The following is a 19,279-nucleotide window of genomic DNA, read 5'->3' as shown; positions in this document are numbered from 1 at the left end:
GCGTCCCCGGCGGTCGCGGGAGCCGCAGCCGCCTCCGCCGGCCCCGTCGGGTCCGTCCGGGCCCCGGATCCCGTCCCGTCCGCCGTATCCACCCCCGCCCCCGCCTCCCGGCACCCCGGGTGGGGGCCGGTAGACGGACAGGGAAGCGGCTCTCAGCCTTCGACCTCGTACTGGCCGACCTCCAGGAAGTGGCGCATGGCCTCGGGGGTGCCGTCGTCCAGGACCGCGGAGATCGCGGTGCGCATGGCGTCGGTGAGGTCGGGGGCGGCGAGCATCTGGAAGAGGGTGAAGCGGTCGTCCTGGGCCTGGGCGAGGCGGTAGCCGGTCGCCAGGAACTCGCGGGCGGCCTCGGGGGTGCCGGCCTCCAGCGCCTCGGAGGCCGCGGCGTAGACGGCCCGGCCGGACGAGGGCTTGCCGATGATGGTGAAGATGGCGACCTGGTCGTCCTCGAACTGGGCGAGCCGGTAGCCGGTCTCCAGCCAGGTGCGCATCTCCTCCATCGTGCCGTCGTCGAGGAGGGCGTTCGCCTCCTTGGTGACCCGCTTGCCGCTGTCCGGGTTCGCCAGGATGCGCAGGATGGCGATGCGGAGGTCGTTGATGTCCATGTCGTCGTAGGGGGACCCGGCGCCCGGGGCCGTGTCCGACGCGGCGGCGGCCGGGACGGCGGTCGTCGCGCCGGCGGCGAAGGACGGGGTGGAGAGCAGCAGCGCCGGGCCGAGGGCACCGGCGGCCACGGCGAGCGTCACACGGGTCAGTCTCACGAGGTCGAACCACCTTGGATCGAGGAGGCGTTGGGGCGTACCGCTCGGTCGGACGCGGCGGGATCATCGTGTCAGCGGGGCGCGGCCCGGGTCATTGCCCGGTCCACGCAGTGTTCACAGGTCGTTCCTTGCCGACGGCTTCCGCCCCCGGGCGCAACAGGCCCTAAACGCGCTCCGGGCGCACCCTCAGCGCCAGTGCGTTGCTCGCCGCGAAGTACGGCGTCACCCGGTGGCCGCCGACCACCGTGCCCGGTACGACGTCCGTCTTCTTGCGCTCCACCACGTCCCCGCCGATCCGTCCCAGCGGCACCGGCGCCGCCAGGCCGGGGCCCGCCAGCCGCAGGGCCCACGGTTCGTCGTCACCGGCGTTCCGGCGGACCGGTTCGTCGTACGGGAGGGTGAAGACGAAACCGCCGGCGCCCGTCGGCCGTACGGGCACCGCGATCTCCGGCGCCCCCTCCGCCCGCGGCACCGCCGTGACCCGCGCACCCTCGGGCAGCACCGCCCCGTACAGCGTCGCGGTGACCGTCACCGACGCCTCGCCCTCCTCGTCGAGAAGGAGCCGTTCGACCTCCGCGTGCGCGGAGCGCAGCCAGGTGCGCAGGGCGAGGAAGCCGTCGGTCGTGGTGTACGGGATCCAGGAGCTCACGCCGTCGGGGCCGGCCGCGGGCGGGAGTCCGACCAGCGCGGCCTGTTCGACGATCCGGGCGGTGATCCGCCGCCGCCGTGTCGCCGCGCCGCCCGCCGGCACCAGGTAGCAGTCCCAGCGGCCGTCCGGCAGGACGTGCGCGGCGCGGGACAGCAGCACTCGCCGGCCGTCCCCGCCCTCCGGCACGGGGACGCGGAGTTCGCGGCCCTCCGGGTCGTGGCGCAGCCGCAGCAGCAGTTCGCGCGGCCCGCCGGGCAGCCGGCCGCCCGGCCCCGGCCGGACCAGCAGCCCGCCGTCGGCGGTCGCCGTGGCGCACAGGGCGAGGGGCGGCCGGGGTGAGGAGGCGTGTTCAGGTGCGGGTGCGTGTCCGGAGGCGCCGCGTCCCCTGGCCCGCCGCTCCCGCGCCAGCCGCTCCCGTACCCGGGACGCGGCCCCCGAGAGCGTCCGCCGGCGCGCCCGCGTCAGTTCCTCGAACAGCGTCTCGTACCGCGCGGCGATGGCGTCGGGCGCGTACGCGCGGGCCTTCTCCCGGGCCGCCGCACCGAGCCGGCGGCGCAGCGGCTCGTCGTCGATGAGACGCTTCAGCGCGTCCGCGAGGGCGTCGGCGTCGCCGGACAGCGGGGTGAGCAGACCGTCCCGCTCGTGATCGATGATCTCGGCGGGCCCGTGCGGGCAGTCGGTGGCGACGACGGGCACCCCGCAGTGCATGGCCTCCACGATGGTCATGCCGAACGACTCCATGTCGGAGGAGACGGCGGCGACGGCGCCCTTGGCCCACTCGGTCTCGATCGGTGAGACCGCTCCCATGAGGAACACCCGGTCGTACAGCCCGAGTTCGTCGATCAGCTCGCGCAGGGCGGCCTTCCGCACGCCGCGCCCGTACAGCCGCAGCGTCCAGTCGGGGTGCTCGGCGGCGACCTTGGCGAAGGCGGTGACGAGGCGGTCGTAGCGCTTGACGGGGATGAGCCGCCCGGCGGCGACGATCGTGCGGGAGTCGAGGGTGGCGGGGGCCACGTCGGGCGCGGGCACGCTGTTGGGAAGGCACATGATCCGCGTACGGGCCCGGGGGAGGGCGGCGCGGTAGGCGGCGGCGTCGGCCTCGGAGACGGTGAGGAAGGCGTCGAGGCCGAGGACGGCCGCGTTCTGGTCCTCGCGCACCTGTTCGCGGTGGGCGGCGAGGCTGAGGTGCTCCTGGCCGAGGCGGAGGCAGCGGCTGTGCCGGCCGTCGCGGGCGAGGTAGCCGTTGAGGTCGGGGCGGGTGGCGATGACCACGTCGGCGTCGGTGCCGGTGAGGTACTCGGCGATGCGGTGGTCCTGGAGCGCGGTGTGCGGCTCGGTGAGGGAGTACCCGAACATCGTGGTCGGCCGGCGGGTGAACTCGTGGTCGCCCTCGTAACCGGGGGAGCCGGCGCGGGTGTCCACGAGCGGGGTGAACGTCACCCGCGGGTCGAATGCGAGCCGCGGCGCGTCCTGCGAGCGGTGGACGCTGACGACCTCGACGTCGTGCCCCCGCTCGGCGAAGGCGCCGGACAGGTTGGCCGTGGCACGGATGGTGCCGCCGATGCCGTACGCGTTGTTGATCAGGAAGGCGATCTTCATGGGTCCCCCGGGACCGTCCGCCACGTCCGGTCGCACCCCGCGCACACGCTCGAACGTGGCGGAAACCGTGCGGAAGCGATGGATGAGCGGTGAACGGGCTTGGAGGAGCCTATGAGCCGAACGATCACGAAGCGGCGATTGGCGGCCTTTGTGTCACCTGATTCGACTAGATGTGAATGATCTATGGCTGATTGTGTGCGGTTGTGTGGACGGAGGCTTTGGTTCCGTTCGCCGTGAGCGGCGCGGGGCCGGTCGTCGTCGGTTCCAGGAACTCCAGCCGGTTGCCGACCGGATCCTCGGAGTAGAAGCGACGGTGCCCGGGGAGGGTGTCGTCCCAGGTGACCCGGGCGCCGCGGGCGGCGAGGCGGGCCGCGTACGCCTCGATCCCGGTGACGCGCAGCCCGGGGTGGGCCTTGCGGGCCGGGTGGAAGTCCTCCGCCACGCCGAGGTGGAGCCGGACGGCGCCGGCCGCGAACCAGCAGCCCCCGCGGGCGGCGAGCACCGGCGGCTTCGGCACCTCCGTCATGCCGAGCACCCCGGCGTAGTACGCGCGGAGCAGGTCCTCGGAACCGGGGGGTGCGGCGAGCTGGACGTGGTCGAGGGAGGTGAGCATCAGGAACCACCCTCCGCGCGGGTGACGGCGGTGCGCGGGTATGCGCCGGCCTGCTCGTGGGTGACGGCGGTGGGCATCAGACGCCGCTCTCCTTCCGCGCGACCGCGAAGATCCGGCGGAACGGGAAGACCGTGCCGTGGGCCGTCGCCGGGTAGGCCGCGCGCAGGGCCGTGCGGTACTCGGCGACGAAGGCGTCGCGGGCCTCGGGGTCGTCGCCGAGCGCGGTGAGGACCGGGCGCAGGCCCGTGCCCTTGACCCAGTCGAGGACCGGGTCCTCGCCGGTCAGCAGGTGCAGATACGTCGTCTCCCACACGTCCGCCGCGCAGCCGAGCCCGGTCAGGGTCTCCAGGTAGACGGCGGGGGAGTGCACGGCGTCCTCGTGCCGCAGGGTGTCCGCGAGCCGGCTCCGCCAGCGCGGGGAACCGGCCAGCTCGCGCATCAGCCGGTGGCTGGGGGCGTCGAAGTTGCCCGGCACCTGGAAGGCGAACGTGCCGCCCGGTGCCAGCGCCGCCGTCCAGCGGGCGAAGGCACGCAGATGGCCCGGCACCCATTGCAGCGTGGCGTTGCTCAGCAGCAGGTCGTACGGCTCGGGAGGCGTCCAGGCGCGCGCGTCGGCGACCGCGAAGTCGAGCCGGCCGCCGCCGGGGGTGGGCCCGGCGTGGGCGACGGTGGCCGCGTCCAGCATCTCGGCCGAGTTGTCGTAGCCGGTGATGCGCGCGGCGGGCCAGCGGTCGGCGAGCAGCACGGTGACGTTGCCCGGGCCGCAGCCGAGGTCGGCGATGCGGGGCGGATCACCGGGGAGGTCGGGGACGCGCGCGAGCAGGTCGAGGAAGGGCCGGGCGCGGTGCCCGGCGTGCCGCAGGTACTGGCCCGGGTCCCAGACGGGGGTGGTGGGGCTGGTGGATGCCATGGCGGAGCTCCTCCCGAATATCTCGACGTCAAGATACTGAACATCAAGAAGGCGTACGTCAAGAGACTTCACGTCGACACAACCACTACACTGATCGTATGGAGGACGAGGTCGATCGGCTGGTCGCAGCATGGCGTCGGGAACGCCCGGACCTCGACGTGGAGCCGCTGGAGGTGCTCAGCCGGGTCAGCAGACTCGCCCGGCACCTGGACCGCGCCCGCCGGCTGGCGTTCGCGGAACACAGCCTGGAGCCGTGGGAGTTCGACGTGCTCACCGCGCTGCGCCGGGCCGGCGCCCCCTATCAGCTGTCTCCCGGGCAACTGCTGACCCAGACCCTGGTCACCTCGGGCACGATGACCAACCGCATCGACCGGCTGGCCAAGAAGGGCCTGGTGGAGCGGCTGCCCGACCCCACCGACCGGCGCGGTGTACTGGTCCGGCTCACCGAGGTGGGCCGGGACCAGGCCGACCGCGCACTGGCCGGACTGCTCGACCAGGAGCGGGCCCTGCTCGCCGAACTGAGCAGCGCCCAGCGCGCCGAACTGGCCGGACTGCTACGCCAGTTGACCGCCCCGTTCGACAACATCCCCGGCTAGCTTCAGATCGACGGGCCCCACCCCGGCCCGCCGCGCGAGGGCGACGGCGGCCAGCGTGGAGTGCACGCCGAGCTTGCCCAGCACGTTCTGCATGTGCGTGCGGACGGTGTGCGGGGAGAGGAACAGCCGTTCGGCGACGGCCTTGCGGCCCAGCCCGGCGACCATGCAGCGCAGCACCTCGCGCTCGCGCGGGGTCAGCGACTCCACCAGACGCTCGCTCTCGGTGCGGTGCTTGCGCGCGGCGGTCAGCTCGCGCAGCACGCCGGTGAGCAGGGCGGGCGGCAGATGCGTCTCGTCGCGCAGGACGCCGCGGATGACGGTGAGCAGCCGGACGAGCGAGCAGTCCTTGGCGACCCAGCCGCATGCCCCGGCCTGGAGCGCGAGCGCGGCCCGGCGCGGGTCGTCCTTCTCGGCGAGCACGACCGTCCGTACGCCGGGCTGGGTGGCGCGGACGCCGGTGACCAGGGAGATCCCGTCGACGAGCCCGTCCTCACCGACCGGCTGCACGGGCACGGCGGCGGGCCGGACCGCGGACACGCCCGGCCGAGCGGCGGGCACACCGCACCCCAGATCGGCGTCGACGAGCATGACGTCGAATCTGCGGCCCTCGGCCGCCGCCCGCTCCAGGCAGCGCAGTGCCGCCGGGCCGCTGCCGGCGGCGGAGACGTCGACGTCCGGCTCGGCGGCCAGGGCCGCGGCCAGCGACTCGGCGAAGATGCGGTGGTCGTCGACGACCAGGACTCGGATGCGCACCACTGAAATACCCCCACAGGTCGGGGGACGGCCGGAGCGGGCACGGCGCCCGGAGTCCCCGAGCGGCCGGCTCGGGACACGGGGCGTCGCAGCCCGCACGGCCGCCGCCGTGCTGAGACTGCTACCCCCACTCCGGGCGTCGTACCCGACTGATTTCGCCCCCTGATCGGCACCGGCCCCCACCGGCACTGTCCTCAGAGTAGGGCCGCGTGCGCGGAGCGGAAGCGAATTCGCGGAACTGCCCGTCCGGCGCGTTTATGGTGAGCCGTATGTTTCGTATCGAGACAGAAGTCGACAAGGAGCGGCGCGATCTCCTGCGGAAGCGACTGCGCGACACGAACACGGCGGCGTCCCCGGTGCTGCGCGCGCTGCGCGGCACGCCGGGGGAGCGCGAGACCCCGCTGCACGTGTGGGCGCTGGACGATTCCGGTCGGTTGGCGGGTGGCCTGGTCGGCCACACCTGGGCGACGTGGCTGCACGTCACCTACCTCTGGGTCGACGAACCGTTCCGCGGCACGGGCCTCGGCACGCATCTGCTGGCCCGGGCCGAACACCTCGCCCGCACGGACCGCGCGTGCACCGCGTCCCGCGTGGAGACATGGGACTTCCAGGCCCCGAAGTTCTACGTGAAGCAGGGCTACGAAACGGTCTGCGTGATCCCGGACTACCCGCCGGGAATCACGGAGTACACGCTGGTGAAGAGGTGGGCGTAGGGCGTCGGACTACTCCGTCGTTCCCTCGTCCCCGCGCAGCGAGCGGACCATGCTCCGCAGGACCCGGAACGCCTCCGCCCGGTCGGCCTCGGAGAGCCCGGTCAGCATCCTGTTCTCGACCGACCGGACCGCCGCGGTCGCCTTCTCCAGACTCCGCCGGCCGCGGGGCGTGAGCCGCGTGGGCAGCACCTTCCCGACGGGCGCCTCCGCGGGCCTGGTCACGAAGCCGTCCCGTTCCAGGTTCTTCAGCAGGGTGTTCATCGACTGCCGGGTCACGAACGCGCCCCGCGCGAGCTCGGAATTGGACAACCCCGGCCGCTGGGCCAGCAGTTCGAGACAGGAGTAGTGCGTCACGCTCATCCCGAGCGGCCGCAGCACCTCCTCCATGGCCACGCGCAGCGCGCTCGAAGCCTCTTTCAGCAGATAGCCCAGGGAGGTGTCGAGGTCGATCCCGGCATCGTCTTGCTTCATGTCAGTATTCTGACATACGGTGGTCGTGTCAGAAAGCTGACACGTAACGCACGCGAACCGAAGGAGCACCGCCATGCCCGCCACCGGCCCCGACTTCCTCTCCCTCCAGGTGCGCGACCGCGACGCCTCGCAGGCGTTCTACGAGCGCTACCTCGGCCTCGTCCGCTCGCCGGCCGGCCCTCCGCACGCCGTCGTCTTCGACACGAAGCCGATCGCGTTCGCCCTGCGCGACATCGTCCCCGGCACGGATCTCACCTCCGTCGACCAGCCCGGCATCGGCACCGCGATCTGGCTGCACGCCACCGACGTCCAGGCCATCCACGACAGCCTGGCCGCCGACGGCCACACCATCGTCGCCGCCCCGATCGACGGCCCCTTCGGCCGCACGTTCACGTTCGCGGACCCGGACGGCTACCACGTCACGCTGCACGACCGCACGTGACCGTACATGCCGGGTTCGGCCGCAAGTGCTACGCCGCGAGTCCGGCCAGCTCCGATCGCAGTTTCCTGATCCCCTCCTCGGCGACGTCGTAGGCGCTCGGCACGCCCGGAACCGGATCGTCGTCCAGGGGGATCCAGAACTTCCGCCTCGTCAGCCGCAGCGAGGTGAGGAACGCCGGGATGGCGTTGAAGACTTCGATGAGCAGCGGTCCGTCGTACACGGGCAGGACGGGCTCGAGGAATGTGCGCCAGGGGATCCAGCTGTCCGCGACCTCGCCACGGTCCGGCGGGGACACCTGCACGTAGTGCAGGCGCCGCTGGTCGGCGGCATCCCGGATGTCGCGGTGGTACGCCTTCGGACCGCTGCTGCCGAGTACGACGTGCGAGCTGTCCACGCACACCCCGATGTGCGGATCGCGCACGCCGACGAGGAAGTCGAGCACGTCACGCACCATGTTCGGGGCCGGGGTCTCCCAGTGGTCGACGGGTTCGACGGCGACCTGGACGCCCTTTTCCGCCGCGTAGGCACCGAGCCGCTCGAAGAGCGGCTGCGCGACGCGGTACCGGGGCCGCAGCCAGTCCTGCAACGCGTCACTCCACAGCGGCACGCCGTCGAGGGTGGGGAACACGTTGTAGGGGAACAGAACGGGGCCCGCCATGATGCTGCCGCGCAGGGCCGCGGTGATGTCCACCCGGGACTTGAGGTAGGCCAGGGCCGCCTCGCGTTCCTCGGCGATCAGCGACGTGGGATCGCAGGTCGGCGTCGTGGCCACGTTGGTGGTCAGACCCACGTCCTCCAGGCCGGCTGCGTCGAGAGCTTCCCTGAGCTTCTCGTAGCGGGGCACGTCCGCCTGGGGGGTGCCCGCGCCCTTCGGGAAGACGGGCAGGTCGAAGCCCGCGTAGCCCATGTTCCGCAGTTCCCTCATGTGCCTGACGACGACCTCGGTGTACCGGGGATCGTCCGGGTGCAGGTCGACGGTGAACATGAAGAAGCTGAGGTAGATGTCGCGTGCGCTCATCGTCACCAGCCCAGGACTTCGGTGAGGTAGGCGTGGGCCGTCTTGGCGTACTTCAGCGGGGTCGCCGCGGCCGGGTTCTGCTCGGCCTCGACGACCAGCCATCCCTCGTAGCCGGCCTCCCCCAGCGTCGCGAGGACGGGCTCAAAGTCGATCGTGCCTGCCGGGTCTCCGGGCACGGTGAAGACGCCCTTCAGGATCGCGTCCTGGAAGGACAGACGGCGATTCCTCACCTCTTCGGCGACGGATGCGCGGACGTTCTTGAGGTGCACGTGCTTGATCCGCCGCTTGTGCCGTTCCGCGGTCGCGAGAGGATCGTCGCCCGCGAACCAGAGATGCCCGGTGTCGAGCAGCAGATGCATGTGCTCCGGGTCGGTGCCCGCCATCAGCCTGTCGATGTCCGCGGCCGTCTGCACACCCGTGCCCATGTGAGGGTGGTAGCAGAGCCGCATCCCCTTGTCCGCGGCCAGTGCGCCGATCGTGTTGAGCCCGCCGGTGAGGACATTCCACTCCTCGTGGGTGAACTCGGGGCGGTGCTCGAAGAGCGGGATGGGCTGGAGGTGCGACGACCGACCGAACTCCGCGACGACGATGTCCTTGCCGCCCACTTTCTCGAGGAACTCCAGCTGCCTCGTGAAGTTCTCGACGGTTCGGACATCCTCGCCGATGGTGAAGTAGGTGCTCACCCAGGGCTCGGACACCTTCAGGCCGCGCAGGTCGAGTGCCTTCTTGAGCACCGCGGGGTCGGGCGGGTACTTGTGGCCGATGCTGCAACCCTGGAATCCCGCGAGCGCCATCTCGCTCACGCATTGCTCGAACGGGATCCCGATGTCGATGAGTGGGAAGTCGTCGTTCCACCACAGGGTCGGCGTCACGCCGAGTGAAACCCTGTCGGGACCCAGGTTCGGGACGGTGCCGGGCATCACACTTCCTCCTCTTGGCGGTCCTCGAAGGTGGGCGGAGTGGCCCACGATCCGTAGCCCGGCGCCTTCGCGCCGGAGGGGTGGGCGCCGATCGCCCGCCACAACAGCCCCTCGGTGTAGGCGTCGGGAGAGACGACGAACAGGGGTTCGTCCCCGTCCGCGCCGTGCGCGGGCTCTTCCCCGGCCCGGTCCTGTCCGGACGTGGTCGGCAGGGCCCGGCTCACCTCGGGTTGGCTGTCGTCCGGGACGGCGGGCTTCGCTCCGCTCCGCCCGGGCGCCGTCCAGGCCGCCACGTCCATGCGTCCCGCCAGTTCCGGGTCGTACCAGACGCCGACGTACCAGAGCTTGATGATGCTCTTCACCAACGGATCGGTGGGGATCGCGGAGGGGTCGGAAGCCATCGCCCTCTGGACCGCGTCCGGCCCTTCCTGGTCCACGGCCGTCCTGTAGTAGGCCTCCGCCTGACCCGTTCCCCACAGGTCGAACTCGCTGAACCCGGTCACAGTGGCGGAGAACTTCACGAAATCGCGCAGCCCATTTTCCGTGTTCGTTCCTTGCGTCATGGTCCCGCCTCCTTCGACGGTCTCAGAGCTCGAATGTCGGGCCGGCGTTCTCCCCCGGATGCCCGGTGAGCGGGTTGCGGATGAGCCGGTTCATGCTGTCGCGCATGCGGAACATCTCCCACACCGCCTTGAGCAGAAGCTCGGGCCGGCCGTTGTAGGCCAGATTGACGCCGGCCAGGAAGGTGGCGTAGAACCGGTTGAATTCCCTGGCCGCCGCCAGGATTTCCGGGTCCCCCGCGAGGTGCGCCAGCTTGATGTCCGGCTTCACCGGAAAGGCGGCCGCCCAGTCGACATGCAGGTCCGGGCCGGAAGGCGCACCCGGTTCGTCGCCCTTCTGGTAGTACTTTCCCTTGTCCAACTGCTGGAACCGGTAGTAGTGGGCGAGTTCGTCCTGACTGTCGAAGATGCCGCCGTACAGTCCTTCGCCCTGCTCCGCGACGAGGGTGAGCGCCGCGACCGCGGTGTCGCGGCCGGTCACCTTGATCACATCGCCGCCACCGGAGTAGAAGTACTCGGGCGTCACCTGACGGGCGGGATCACCGGTGAAGATCGTCCCCCCGTCCTTACGGGCCTGGTCCTCCAGGTGGTTGATGCCCCGGATGATCTCCTCGTAGAACTCACCGATGCTCAGGAAACGCTCGGTGGGCTCTCCGGGGACGAGGCCGAGGACCGTCCCGGACTCCGCGAGCTCCGCCAGTCTCCCCGGTGGCGGCGCCGAGCCGTCGGACGTCAGCCCGAGGGCCGCCCAGTCCATCGGTACGAACCTGTCCTCCTCGGTGTCTGCCTGCGCGGGCTTCTCGATCTTCAGGAACGTGTCGAGAGCTTCGTGCGAGAACGGCCGGAGGTGCACCTTGAAGTAGTCCGGACCGCACGGCAGGTGCGTCGGATAGTTCGGCACGAAGTCCGGCCGGGTGAGGTCCGGCGTTCCGCCCACGGCGTTCATGACGTTCGCGACCAGGGTGAGGTGCAGCATCTCCTCGACGGCCACGACCCTGATGACGTGCCGGGCATCCGAGTTCTTCCCCGGATGCAGCGAGTAGAGCGCGGTCAGATAGGGCGGGAGCGTCGCGTGCTCCAACTGGAGCCCCTTGTAGAGGTATTCGTGCAGCTCCTCGATGGTGCGGATCCTGGTGTCCTGGACAGTCTCTGATCCTGAAACGGACATGTTCCCCCAATCGTGGGCGGTGGTGGCGGTGGTGGCGGTGGCGGTGGCGGTGGGCGCCCGGCGCGTGCGTCCCGCCGGACTGTCAGCCGTTCGCCTGCGGACCGCGGACGACGGCCGGCGCCTTGGCGGCACGCAGGTGCCTGACGATGTGGGCCGCACTGCGGAAGGCGAGCGCTGCCATGGTCAGGCTGATGTTGGACGTCCCGATCGAGGGCATGCTGCCGGGCCCGACCAGGTAGAGGTTCTCGTGGTCCCACGAGTGCTGGGTGTGGTCGACCACGGAGTTCGCCGGGTCGGTCCCCATGATGTGGGTGCCGGCCAGGTGGTTGCCGCCCACGATGTTGTACCAGTGGCCTTCGTGCTCGACGGCGCTGTAGCGGTCCTTGTCGTACCTGGTCCGGTCCTCGGCGCCGAGCTTCTCGAAGATGTCGGTCGCGAGCTTGCGGGCGAACGCGGCGCCCCGCATGGTGTAGGGCGGGATCTTGAGCGACACGACCGGCTTCGGATTGCCGAGGGCGTCCTTGTACCGCTCGTCCACGGTGACCCTGTTGCTCCTCTCGGGCAGCAGGTCGATCATGAAGGCCAGCAGCAGCTGACGGGAGATCTGGTTCCCGAGTGTCCTGCGCAACTCCGGCCCGCGCAGGTTCCGCTTGTCCACGAGTTCGACCAGGTCCGTGTAGGGCGAGCCGGTCGCCCACCCCCAGCCGTCGTTGTGGATGTCCACGCCGAATCCGGCCTGGGTCCGGCGGAACCGCCCGCCGCGCAGATCGGTGATCCCGCTCGTGCACGAGGTGCCGCGCATCGTGCCGGCCGGCTTGGGCAGCAGGCCCCAGGACAGCAGGTACGCGTGGTCCATCAGGTTGTGGCCGATCAACTGGCTGCGGCTCATCCGCTGCATGCCGGAGGCCAGCATGAGCCGGGCGTTCTCGATGGCGTGCGCGCAGAGAATGTAGACGGTGCCCTTCACCGTGTACGTCTCGTACTGCTCGGAGTCGAGCGCCGCGTATTTCTTGACGGTGATCCCGGTGACCCGCTGGTCGTGCTCGTCGATCTCGACCTTGGAGGCGACCGCCTGCGTCACGATCTTGACGTTGCCCTTGCCGAGCGCCTTGGCCAGCGTCTTTCCCGCGTGGTATTTGGCCTGCACGGGGCAGATCGGAACGCAGTTGGTGTTGCCCTGACAGCGCTCGCCCTCTTCCGCCTGACTCGTGCTCACCGCGCCGACCGGGACGAAGCCCTTGCCGCCGTCGTACGCGGCGTTCGGCACGCCATTACGGGCCTGCGGAAAGCTGCGGACCCGGAGTGTGTAATCGTTGTCCGCCAGGTTGACGCGCATGCCGTCCACGCCCCGGGCGACCGTCTGGTCGAGATAGGACGGCGGCATGCGGTGCATCGGGAACACGTATCCCTTCGGAAAATGCATTCCCAGGTATTTCTGGTCCTCGACGTCGGCGGCCACGCCCAGTTCGGCTTCGGCCTGCCGGTAGTAGGGTTCCAGGTCGTCATAACTGAGCGGCCAGTTGAGACCCTGGCCGTACTTGGTTCGCAGGTCGAAGTCCTCGGGAAGCATGCGCAGCGCTTTTCCCTCCCAGTGCATGGAGGTGCCGCCGAGAACCCGGGTGAAGGTGGTGTCCGTGCAGTACTTGTCCTTCTGTACGAGATAGAAGGCGTCCCGGGGCGTGTCCGGACGCACCGGCATGGTGTCGGTGCTCCTGGGCATCCGGGCGTTCGGATTGAACGGGTACGGAGACTGGTTGTCCTTGACGACCGCGCCGTAGAACCGTGACAGGTACGACTCGTACTCGGCGAGGTCCAGGTCCTTGCCGGGGCCGGCTTCGAGAACCACCACCTTGTAGCCCGCCCGGCCCAACTGCTCGGCGACGATGGAACCCGCCATGCCACCACCGACGACGACGGCGTCCCACGTGTCCGTCGCGGCCTCTGCGGCGCTGGTCCCGGTCGCGGCACCGGCTGGGAAGATCACCGGGTCCGTATCGTCGTAGGACGTCATTGATACCCCTTTTCGCGTGCGGGCCTGACCTCACCCCGGTTACGGGCAGAACAGCCCGGTGACAGATTCCACCAGCCGTCAGATCGGTTGGTGATCGAATGGTTAATGGTTTCCGAGGGCCCGCCATTGCCGTCGGCCGGGACCGCTCTCCGTTTTGTGCTCGACCATTTCCGACGCCACTCGCGGATCCACCGGGATCGCGGGAAGGGCCTCGTTGCGAGGCTTGCATATGGCGCTGTCATGTGGCCCTACCGCAGCGGGGACCTCTTCGTTAAACCCATCGTTCGGGCGTAATCAGTGAGCAACTCCAACCTGCTTATGGGACAAGTGAGTTGGGCTCACAGACGAGTGAGGCCTCTGGCCGTGGGGAATTCCGTGCCGGTGGCGGCGCCTGAGGCCGGGCGGCCCGGGAGGAGCTGTACCGGTCCTGGGAGCGGCTCAGCCGGATCGCCCCCGGCCGAGCCGCCGTACATGCCGCCGGGGGTGCGTTTGACGAGGCGGAGCGCCACGGGCCGGGCCAGTCAGCCGTACCAGGTCACGTTGCACACGTAGACGCACTCGTGGCGAGGCACGGCGAGGAAGCCGGACCCGCCTCTGTCTCCGCCGCCCGCCGGATCCGGAGGATCTCCGCGATGGCGTCGGAGGGGTCCTCCGTGCCGCTGTCCACGATCCGTTCCAGCTCGCGCAGCCGGGCGGCTCGGTGCGGGTGCCGTTCGACGGCGACGAAGACGGCTCACGAGTGCACGAACGCCCGCAGCGGTGCCAGGCTCTGCGTCTGCTGTGCGTTTGTCGTGGCTTCGAAGAGGTGCTGGGTGAGCGCGGGCACCCGGCTGGGGGCGATACGGGCGACCGCCGCCCGCAGCGCGTCGGGCGTCAGCTCCGGCATGGGAATCAGCGGTCCGTAGGGGCCGTCCGGCTGAGCACTCACGGGAACCTCCGGTGCGGGTGGTGCGGTCCTCGTACGGTCCCGGGAGCGGTGGCGTGGCGGTGTCCGTACAGGGCGGGTCACGTGGCCCGCCCCGTCGTCCCCGCCGGCTCGGTGGTGAGTTCCGCCCACACTGTCAGGGCGCCGTCGGCTGCCCGGTGGGTGCCCCAGCGGGCGGACAGGGCGGCGGTGAGGAGCAGGCCGCGGCCGTGCTCCCGCTCGGGATCCGGCTGCGGGTCCGCCGTGACGGGCATGCCGCCCCGGCCCTCGTCGGTGACGCCGACGGTGACCCTGCCGGGGGTGAGCGCGCAGGCCACGTTGATGCGGTGGCTGCCGCTGTGCTCCAGGGCGTTGGCGACGAGCTCCCCAGTGATCGTCTCCAGGTCGTCTGCCGCAGCGCCCGGCAGCCCCCAACTCCTGGCCGCCTCGCGCACGCGGTGCCGTGCGACGGGCGCGGCGGCGAGGTCGCCGCCGGGAAGGGAGAACCGGACACAGGCGAGTGGTGGTGCGGCGAGCCCACAGCCCGTCGTGGGCACCGGCCCTCCGTCCGCGCGGGCCCCGCGCGACCTCGCGATGAGCAGCGCGTCCGCGAGAGCGTCGGCCAACTGGCCGACGAGCGCGGGGGCGTTGCGTGCGCCCTCGACGGTGAGTGACTCCCGCGTCCGTCCGAGCAGCAGCTCGCCGAGGCGGAGCTGCACGTCCTCGACCCGGTCGGCGAACCGGGACACGGTCCCGTCCCCGTCGGTCAGCAGCAGACAGGGCTGCCCGTGCGCACCGACCCAGGGCAACAGCCGCACCCCGCCGGTCACGCCACGGCTCCCGCACGGACCGGGAACCTGCGGCTCGTGCCGCCACGCTCATGCGCCGTGAGGTAAGGCCGCACAAGCCGGTTGGCGGCCCCGTCGAGCGGCTCGTACCAGTGGCGGACGGTCGGGGCGGGGGTGGAGTACGACGGTACGGACTCCGGCTGCCGCGCACGCAATGTGTCGTGTGTGGTCGGGCGTCGTCCCGCACGGTGGCGTCCGGAGGGGGCGTTGCTCCCCCTGACCGGCCGGCGGATCAACTTCCTCATGAGGCGGCTCATGCGCTTCACTCCTCTGGTTTCGACTGCATGGGAAGACTTTCATAGGATTCCCATGAAGGGATGCCCCGCTGCTGGTTTTCACTTGTGTGGGTGACAGGCTTCGTATCCGTGTCCGAGGCGTGCAGGCGCGGCCTAGAGTCGCGGCGCAATGGCAGGACGAGCACAAGCGAGGAGCTGAAGCGACCTCGCGGGGGAGAGGAGCCGGGGACGTGACCGCCACACAGACAGGGCCGGCCGGACGCATGCAGATCGCTCGCGGACTGGTCGCGTTGCGCGAGCGCTCCGGGCTGACACAGACGCAGGTCGCCGAACGGGCCGGCGTCAGCACGACCACTGTCAGTCGCTACGAGGCATGGCAGGACCGTGCACGCATCCGATGGGCCACGGTCAAGGCCTTGACCGACGCCTGTGGTGCGAGCAGGCAGGAGCAGGAAGCCCTCGTGGCCATCGCCAAGTCGCAGGCGGACGGATGGTGGATCGGCAACAGTGCCGTCCCGGACTGGATGGATCCCCTCGTCTCCTTCGAGAACGCGGCGGCCTACGAGCACGTGTTCGCGAACACCGTGATTCCAGGTTTGTTGCAGACCGAGGAATACGCCCTCGCCATCCACCAGGCACGTGAAGTCCGCAGCGCGAACGCGGAGATCGAGCGAATGGTGGAAGCTCGCATCAAGCGGCAGGAGATCCTCCGACGTGATCCGGCCCTGCACCTATGGGTGGTCCTGGACGAGGCGGTGTTGCGCAGGACGGTCGGGGACAACGGCGTCATGGCCCGGCAGTTGACACACCTTCGCGAGGCTGCCGGGCGCCCCAATGTCGATGTGCAGGTGCTTCCGTTCACGGCGGGAGCCCACGCCGCCGGAGCGGGCCACTTCGTCGTCCTCGGAAGGGACGACGAGCGGGAACCGCTCAACTCCATGGCTGTCGTCTACATCGAGATGCGCCGTCGTGGGCTCTATCTGGACGACCCGGAGGACGTGGGCGCCTACAAGTTGACGTTCGACTACCTTCGCTCACAGGCTGCTGACGCCACGGCCTCGTTGCGACTGATCACCGAAGCAAGACAGGAGCTGTCCTCATGACCGACATAGCCGCTTCCCTCGCCGGCCCGCCTGCCGGGACCTGGTTCAAGAGCAGCTACAGCGGTGGCGAGGGCAATGAGTGCCTGGAGGTCGCCGACCTCCACGACCGGGTCGCCGTACGCGATTCGAAGCGCCCCTGGGGCGGCACGCTCACCTTCTCCGCCGACGCTTTCGCCACGTTCGTGGAGGGTGTCGTACGCGGGGAAGACCCGGTCAAGGCGCGAACGCCCTGAGCGTCGCCTCGACCAGTGCGTCCGCGTATGCCGACGTCAGCGGCGCGCTGCGGTGGAGCCAGCGTTGGGTGAGGGGGGCGTAGGGGACTTCGAGGAGCAGGTCGAGGTCGGCGTCGGGGGAGAGTTGGCCGGCTGCCTGCGCGCTGCGCAGGCGTGCCTTCTTCGCCTCGTCCAGCGGCGCGGCCAGCTTCTCGCGGTACTCGGCCGCCAGCGCCGCGTCGTTGGCGATCTCGGTGGTCAGCGCGCGGATGAGCCTGTCGAAGGCCGGGTCGGAGAACTCCTCCGCCGTGGCGCGCAGCACCGCCTTGAGGTCCGCCTCGACGTCCCCCGTGTCCGGCAGCGCGAGCGCCTGCCCGTCCGCGCCCTTGCTCAGCGCCAGTACGGCCGCGAAGACGACCGCGCTCTTCGACGGCCACCGCCGGTAGATCGTCTGCTTGCCGACGCCGGCCCGCGCGGCGATCGCCTCGACCGTCACCTTCTCGTACGGCTCCTCCGCGACCAGGGCGCGCGTCGCCGCGAGGATCGCCTGCCGGGACCGTTCCTTGCGCCGGGAGTGGTGCTTTACGGCATGGTCGAGGAGGCCACCGAGGAGCAGATCCGGGCCCATCTGGACGTCAACTTCTTCGGCGCCGTGTGGGTCGCCCAGGCGGTGCTCCCGCTCCTGCGAGCCCAGGGCGGTGGACGGCTCCTCCAGGTCACCTCGATGGGTACCGGCGCCTGCATGGCCACCGTCGGGTTCTACGGGGCGGGCAAGTCCGCGCTGAACTCCGTCACCGACGCCCTCGCGATGGAGGCCGCCGGGTTCGGCGTCAAGGTCACCAACGTGCAGATGGGCGGGTACGACACCGGCCTGTTCACGGCCGGTACGACGGCCACGGAACCCCTGCCCGAGTACGAGTCCCTGCGCACCGAGATGGCGGCGATGTGGGGTGACGAGGCCGGTCCGGCGCCGGAGACCGCCGCCCCGGTGATCATGCAGCTGGCCGGGCTGCCGGACCCGCCCCGGCGGCTGATCGTCGGCAACCAGTCCTTCGACCAGGTCATGGAAGTGGGTCGGGCCCGGGAGGAGCTGTACCGGGCCCGGGAGCGGCTCAGCCGGATCGCCCCCGGCTGACCGCCGTGCGCGCCGAACGGGGGGCGGCGGGAGGTGAAACCCCTCACCGCCCCCGGAAGTTCCGTCAGCCGAACGTCACGTCCAGGCTGCCGTCCGATCCGAACGACCACCCCAGCTTCCCGTCGTACGAGGCGCACCGCGACCCGTTCGACCCGGTCCAGAACTGGTTCGAACCGTCCGCGTCCCCGACCGTCTTGTCGTTCGACCCGTCCACGTCGAACCGGCACGAGGTGTTGTCGCGGAACACCGACGACCCCTTGTCGAAGGAGAAGTTCCGCTCCGCGTTGTCGATGCTGACGTTGTCCGACACCGTCATCGACCCCGGGTTGCTGTTGTACGTGAACCCGTGGTGCCCGTTGCCGTAGGCGATGTTGCGCCGCACGACGTGGTTGACGGCGATGTCGTCGCCGCCGAGCTTGAACCCGTTGCGGTCACCGCTCGTGTTCTGCGTCCCGTCGCTGAGCGTGCCGTTGTCGTACGACAGGGAGTCCTCGATCGTGACGGGACCGATCGGCCCCGTCTCGTCCTTGGTGTAGAGGTCCCACCCGTCGTCGATGTTGTTGTGGGAGACGTCGTACCGGAAGACGTTGCCCGTCCCGACCGTCAGCTTCGCGGCGAACCCGTCCGCGTCCTCGCCGTCGGAGTCCGCGTTGTCGTGCGACTCGGCGCTGATGACGAGGTTGTCCGAGGGCCACTCGTCCTCGGGCGTGCTGGAGGAGATGCGCGAGAGCTGGAGCCCGGTGTCGTGGTTGTAGCGGGTCACCGTCCGCTCGATGACGTTGTCGCTGCCGCCGACGAAGATGCCGTTGTCGCCGGCGTGTTCGACGACGAGGCCGTAGACGTGCCAGTACGAGCCGTTGACGGCAAGACCCCGGTTGGCGGAACTTTCGCTCTGCGCCGAGAAGTCGAGGACGGGGGTCTCGCCCGGGTAGGCGGACAGGGTGGTGCGGGCGCTCGACGTGCCGTCGTTGCCCTGCGGGATGGTGACGGTCTGCGCGTAGTCGTACGTGCCGCCGCGCAGGTAGATGGTCCCACCGGAGGAGACGCGGCCGATTGCGGAGGTGAGGGTGGTCGGGTCCGACTCGGTGCCGGCGGCGCCGTCGCTGCCGCCGGGGGCGACGTAGAGCGCGCCGGAGGCGGGCGGGGTGGTCGTACCGCCGTCGTCACCGTCGTCGGCTTGGATGTCGACGTCGAGGTAGTCGACGTTGGGCAGTCCGCCGGAGGTGGTGGGGCTGAGCCGGACGGTGTTGCTGCCGGCCTTCACGGGGACGGTGAGCGTCTTCGTGGCCCAGGTGTCCCAGGCGCCCGTGCCGCCGAAGGAGGCGGAACCGGCGGCCGTCCCGTTCACGCTGATGTCCGCGGGCCGCGCGGTGGTCGTCCCGTTGGCGTACCGGACGCCGAGGGTCGCGGTGCCCGCGGCGGAGGCGTTGACGGTGAACTGGAGGGCGGCGCCGGAGGTGTTCGTGCCGTTGCAGAATCCGCTGCCGGAGTATCCGGTCCAGTCGGAGTCGAGGGTGCCGGTGCAGGACGCCGAGCCGCCCTCGGCCTCGTAACGGCTGGTGGCGGCCTGTGCGGGGTTGCCGGACAGTGCGACGAGCGCACCGGCCAGCAGGCTCGCACACGCGAGCGCGGTTCTCATGTGCTGGGGCATGGTCTT

Annotated in this window: 20 protein-coding genes and 1 pseudogene; 6 read left to right on the top strand and 15 right to left on the bottom strand. The window is 70.5% G+C overall.

Features of this window, described 5'->3' with window-relative positions:
- Nucleotides 1–152 precede the first annotated feature (152 nt).
- The 4 genes from OIE12_RS13575 to OIE12_RS13560 form a co-directional block, all read right to left on the bottom strand.
- Nucleotides 153–761, bottom strand: coding sequence for an ALF repeat-containing protein (locus tag OIE12_RS13575; protein WP_329135098.1), 609 nt, complete (start codon nucleotides 759–761; stop codon nucleotides 153–155).
- A gap of 163 nt (nucleotides 762–924) precedes the next feature.
- Nucleotides 925–3,009, bottom strand: coding sequence for a glycosyltransferase family 4 protein (locus OIE12_RS13570; protein ID WP_329135096.1), 2,085 nt, complete (start codon nucleotides 3,007–3,009; stop codon nucleotides 925–927).
- Nucleotides 3,010–3,190: 181 nt separating this feature from the next.
- A complete protein-coding gene (locus OIE12_RS13565) occupies nucleotides 3,191–3,622 on the bottom strand; it encodes a VOC family protein (RefSeq protein WP_329135094.1) in 432 nt (143 codons plus the stop codon).
- A gap of 76 nt (nucleotides 3,623–3,698) precedes the next feature.
- Nucleotides 3,699–4,532 (bottom strand): trans-aconitate 2-methyltransferase, encoded by an 834-nt coding sequence (locus tag OIE12_RS13560; protein WP_329135092.1) that lies wholly within the window; start codon nucleotides 4,530–4,532, stop codon nucleotides 3,699–3,701.
- 98 nt (nucleotides 4,533–4,630) lie between these two features.
- Between OIE12_RS13560 and OIE12_RS13555 the strand changes: the two genes are divergently transcribed.
- Complete coding sequence (locus OIE12_RS13555; RefSeq protein ID WP_006143830.1) at nucleotides 4,631–5,128, top strand: MarR family winged helix-turn-helix transcriptional regulator; 498 nt, start codon at nucleotides 4,631–4,633, stop codon at nucleotides 5,126–5,128.
- Here OIE12_RS13555 and OIE12_RS13550 read toward each other — a convergent pair.
- The gene (locus OIE12_RS13550) at nucleotides 5,087–5,884 is read right to left on the bottom strand and encodes a response regulator transcription factor (protein ID WP_329135090.1); all 798 of its coding nucleotides are present in this window, start codon (nucleotides 5,882–5,884) and stop codon (nucleotides 5,087–5,089) included. The two genes, OIE12_RS13555 and OIE12_RS13550, sit on opposite strands and share 42 nt — an antisense overlap.
- A 254-nt stretch (nucleotides 5,885–6,138) precedes the next feature.
- Between OIE12_RS13550 and OIE12_RS13545 the strand changes: the two genes are divergently transcribed.
- Nucleotides 6,139–6,594 (top strand): GNAT family N-acetyltransferase, encoded by a 456-nt coding sequence (locus OIE12_RS13545; RefSeq protein WP_329135088.1) that lies wholly within the window; start codon nucleotides 6,139–6,141, stop codon nucleotides 6,592–6,594.
- Nucleotides 6,595–6,603: 9 nt separating this feature from the next.
- Here the strand turns inward: OIE12_RS13545 and OIE12_RS13540 are convergent, their stop codons facing one another.
- A complete protein-coding gene (locus OIE12_RS13540) occupies nucleotides 6,604–7,065 on the bottom strand; it encodes a MarR family winged helix-turn-helix transcriptional regulator (RefSeq protein ID WP_329135086.1) in 462 nt (153 codons plus the stop codon).
- A gap of 73 nt (nucleotides 7,066–7,138) precedes the next feature.
- Here OIE12_RS13540 and OIE12_RS13535 point away from each other — a divergent pair, with 73 nt between their 5' ends.
- The gene (locus OIE12_RS13535; RefSeq protein ID WP_329135083.1) at nucleotides 7,139–7,507 is read left to right on the top strand and encodes a VOC family protein; all 369 of its coding nucleotides are present in this window, start codon (nucleotides 7,139–7,141) and stop codon (nucleotides 7,505–7,507) included.
- Between the two features lie 28 nt (nucleotides 7,508–7,535).
- Here OIE12_RS13535 and OIE12_RS13530 read toward each other — a convergent pair whose 3' ends face one another.
- The 7 genes and pseudogenes from OIE12_RS13530 to OIE12_RS13500 form a co-directional block, all read right to left on the bottom strand.
- Nucleotides 7,536–8,525, bottom strand: coding sequence for a sugar phosphate isomerase/epimerase family protein (locus OIE12_RS13530; RefSeq protein WP_329135081.1), 990 nt, complete (start codon nucleotides 8,523–8,525; stop codon nucleotides 7,536–7,538).
- Nucleotides 8,526–8,527: 2 nt separating this feature from the next.
- Nucleotides 8,528–9,445, bottom strand: a complete 918-nt coding sequence (gene iolE / locus OIE12_RS13525) for a myo-inosose-2 dehydratase (RefSeq protein WP_329135078.1) — start codon at nucleotides 9,443–9,445, stop codon at nucleotides 8,528–8,530.
- Nucleotides 9,445–10,008 (bottom strand): hypothetical protein, encoded by a 564-nt coding sequence (locus tag OIE12_RS13520; protein WP_329135076.1) that lies wholly within the window; start codon nucleotides 10,006–10,008, stop codon nucleotides 9,445–9,447. The genes iolE and OIE12_RS13520 overlap by 1 nt, the downstream gene beginning before the upstream one ends.
- A gap of 22 nt (nucleotides 10,009–10,030) precedes the next feature.
- Nucleotides 10,031–11,173: a ferritin-like domain-containing protein gene (locus tag OIE12_RS13515; protein ID WP_329135075.1), complete on the bottom strand. Its 1,143-nt coding sequence runs from the start codon at nucleotides 11,171–11,173 to the stop codon at nucleotides 10,031–10,033.
- 82 nt (nucleotides 11,174–11,255) lie between these two features.
- Nucleotides 11,256–13,184 (bottom strand): GMC family oxidoreductase, encoded by a 1,929-nt coding sequence (locus tag OIE12_RS13510; RefSeq protein WP_329135073.1) that lies wholly within the window; start codon nucleotides 13,182–13,184, stop codon nucleotides 11,256–11,258.
- Between the two features lie 535 nt (nucleotides 13,185–13,719).
- Nucleotides 13,720–14,112, bottom strand: a pseudogene (locus OIE12_RS13505) (hypothetical protein).
- A 77-nt stretch (nucleotides 14,113–14,189) separates the two neighbouring features.
- Nucleotides 14,190–14,918, bottom strand: a complete 729-nt coding sequence (locus OIE12_RS13500) for an ATP-binding protein (RefSeq protein ID WP_329135071.1) — start codon at nucleotides 14,916–14,918, stop codon at nucleotides 14,190–14,192.
- Between the two features lie 484 nt (nucleotides 14,919–15,402).
- Between OIE12_RS13500 and OIE12_RS13495 the strand changes: the two genes are divergently transcribed.
- On the top strand, nucleotides 15,403–16,275 hold the full coding sequence (locus OIE12_RS13495) for a helix-turn-helix domain-containing protein (RefSeq protein WP_329135069.1): 873 nt from the start codon (nucleotides 15,403–15,405) through the stop codon (nucleotides 16,273–16,275).
- Nucleotides 16,272–16,508, top strand: coding sequence for a DUF397 domain-containing protein (locus OIE12_RS13490; RefSeq protein WP_329135067.1), 237 nt, complete (start codon nucleotides 16,272–16,274; stop codon nucleotides 16,506–16,508). Before OIE12_RS13495 ends, OIE12_RS13490 begins: the two co-directional genes overlap by 4 nt.
- Here OIE12_RS13490 and OIE12_RS13485 read toward each other — a convergent pair.
- The gene (locus tag OIE12_RS13485) at nucleotides 16,489–17,115 is read right to left on the bottom strand and encodes a TetR/AcrR family transcriptional regulator (RefSeq protein WP_329135065.1); all 627 of its coding nucleotides are present in this window, start codon (nucleotides 17,113–17,115) and stop codon (nucleotides 16,489–16,491) included. The two genes, OIE12_RS13490 and OIE12_RS13485, sit on opposite strands and share 20 nt — an antisense overlap.
- Here OIE12_RS13485 and OIE12_RS13480 point away from each other — a divergent pair.
- On the top strand, nucleotides 17,077–17,622 hold the full coding sequence (locus tag OIE12_RS13480) for an SDR family NAD(P)-dependent oxidoreductase (RefSeq protein ID WP_329135063.1): 546 nt from the start codon (nucleotides 17,077–17,079) through the stop codon (nucleotides 17,620–17,622). The two genes, OIE12_RS13485 and OIE12_RS13480, sit on opposite strands and share 39 nt — an antisense overlap.
- A 64-nt stretch (nucleotides 17,623–17,686) precedes the next feature.
- On the opposite strand, the gene OIE12_RS13475 is transcribed toward OIE12_RS13480, so the two are convergent.
- Nucleotides 17,687–19,273 carry a carbohydrate-binding protein gene (locus OIE12_RS13475; protein WP_329135061.1) on the bottom strand — a complete coding sequence of 529 codons (1,587 nt, stop codon included), beginning with the start codon at nucleotides 19,271–19,273 and terminating at the stop codon, nucleotides 17,687–17,689.
- Nucleotides 19,274–19,279: the final 6 nt, after the last annotated feature.

The organism is Streptomyces sp. NBC_00670 (assembly GCF_036226765.1).
Classification (GTDB): domain Bacteria; phylum Actinomycetota; class Actinomycetes; order Streptomycetales; family Streptomycetaceae; genus Streptomyces.
This window is presented reverse-complemented; position numbering and strand designations above follow the sequence as displayed.

Bases quoted from the DNA above. Each gene is read 5' to 3' on its own strand.
- OIE12_RS13570 (WP_329135096.1), bottom strand. From the start codon at position 3,009: ATGAAGATCGCCTTCCTGATCAACAACGCGTACGGCATCGGCGGCACC.
- OIE12_RS13565 (WP_329135094.1), bottom strand. From the start codon at position 3,622: ATGCTCACCTCCCTCGACCACGTCCAGCTCGCCGCACCCCCCGGTTCC.
- OIE12_RS13560 (WP_329135092.1), bottom strand. From the start codon at position 4,532: ATGGCATCCACCAGCCCCACCACCCCCGTCTGGGACCCGGGCCAGTAC.
- OIE12_RS13555 (WP_006143830.1), top strand. From the start codon at position 4,631: ATGGAGGACGAGGTCGATCGGCTGGTCGCAGCATGGCGTCGGGAACGC.
- OIE12_RS13545 (WP_329135088.1), top strand. From the start codon at position 6,139: ATGGTGAGCCGTATGTTTCGTATCGAGACAGAAGTCGACAAGGAGCGG.
- OIE12_RS13540 (WP_329135086.1), bottom strand. From the start codon at position 7,065: ATGAAGCAAGACGATGCCGGGATCGACCTCGACACCTCCCTGGGCTAT.
- OIE12_RS13535 (WP_329135083.1), top strand. From the start codon at position 7,139: ATGCCCGCCACCGGCCCCGACTTCCTCTCCCTCCAGGTGCGCGACCGC.
- OIE12_RS13530 (WP_329135081.1), bottom strand. From the start codon at position 8,525: ATGAGCGCACGCGACATCTACCTCAGCTTCTTCATGTTCACCGTCGAC.
- iolE (WP_329135078.1), bottom strand. From the start codon at position 9,445: ATGCCCGGCACCGTCCCGAACCTGGGTCCCGACAGGGTTTCACTCGGC.
- OIE12_RS13520 (WP_329135076.1), bottom strand. From the start codon at position 10,008: ATGACGCAAGGAACGAACACGGAAAATGGGCTGCGCGATTTCGTGAAG.
- OIE12_RS13515 (WP_329135075.1), bottom strand. From the start codon at position 11,173: ATGTCCGTTTCAGGATCAGAGACTGTCCAGGACACCAGGATCCGCACC.
- OIE12_RS13510 (WP_329135073.1), bottom strand. From the start codon at position 13,184: ATGACGTCCTACGACGATACGGACCCGGTGATCTTCCCAGCCGGTGCC.
- OIE12_RS13490 (WP_329135067.1), top strand. From the start codon at position 16,272: ATGACCGACATAGCCGCTTCCCTCGCCGGCCCGCCTGCCGGGACCTGG.
- OIE12_RS13480 (WP_329135063.1), top strand. From the start codon at position 17,077: ATGGTCGAGGAGGCCACCGAGGAGCAGATCCGGGCCCATCTGGACGTC.
- OIE12_RS13485 (WP_329135065.1), bottom strand. From the start codon at position 17,115: ATGGGCCCGGATCTGCTCCTCGGTGGCCTCCTCGACCATGCCGTAAAG.
- OIE12_RS13475 (WP_329135061.1), bottom strand. From the start codon at position 19,273: ATGCCCCAGCACATGAGAACCGCGCTCGCGTGTGCGAGCCTGCTGGCC.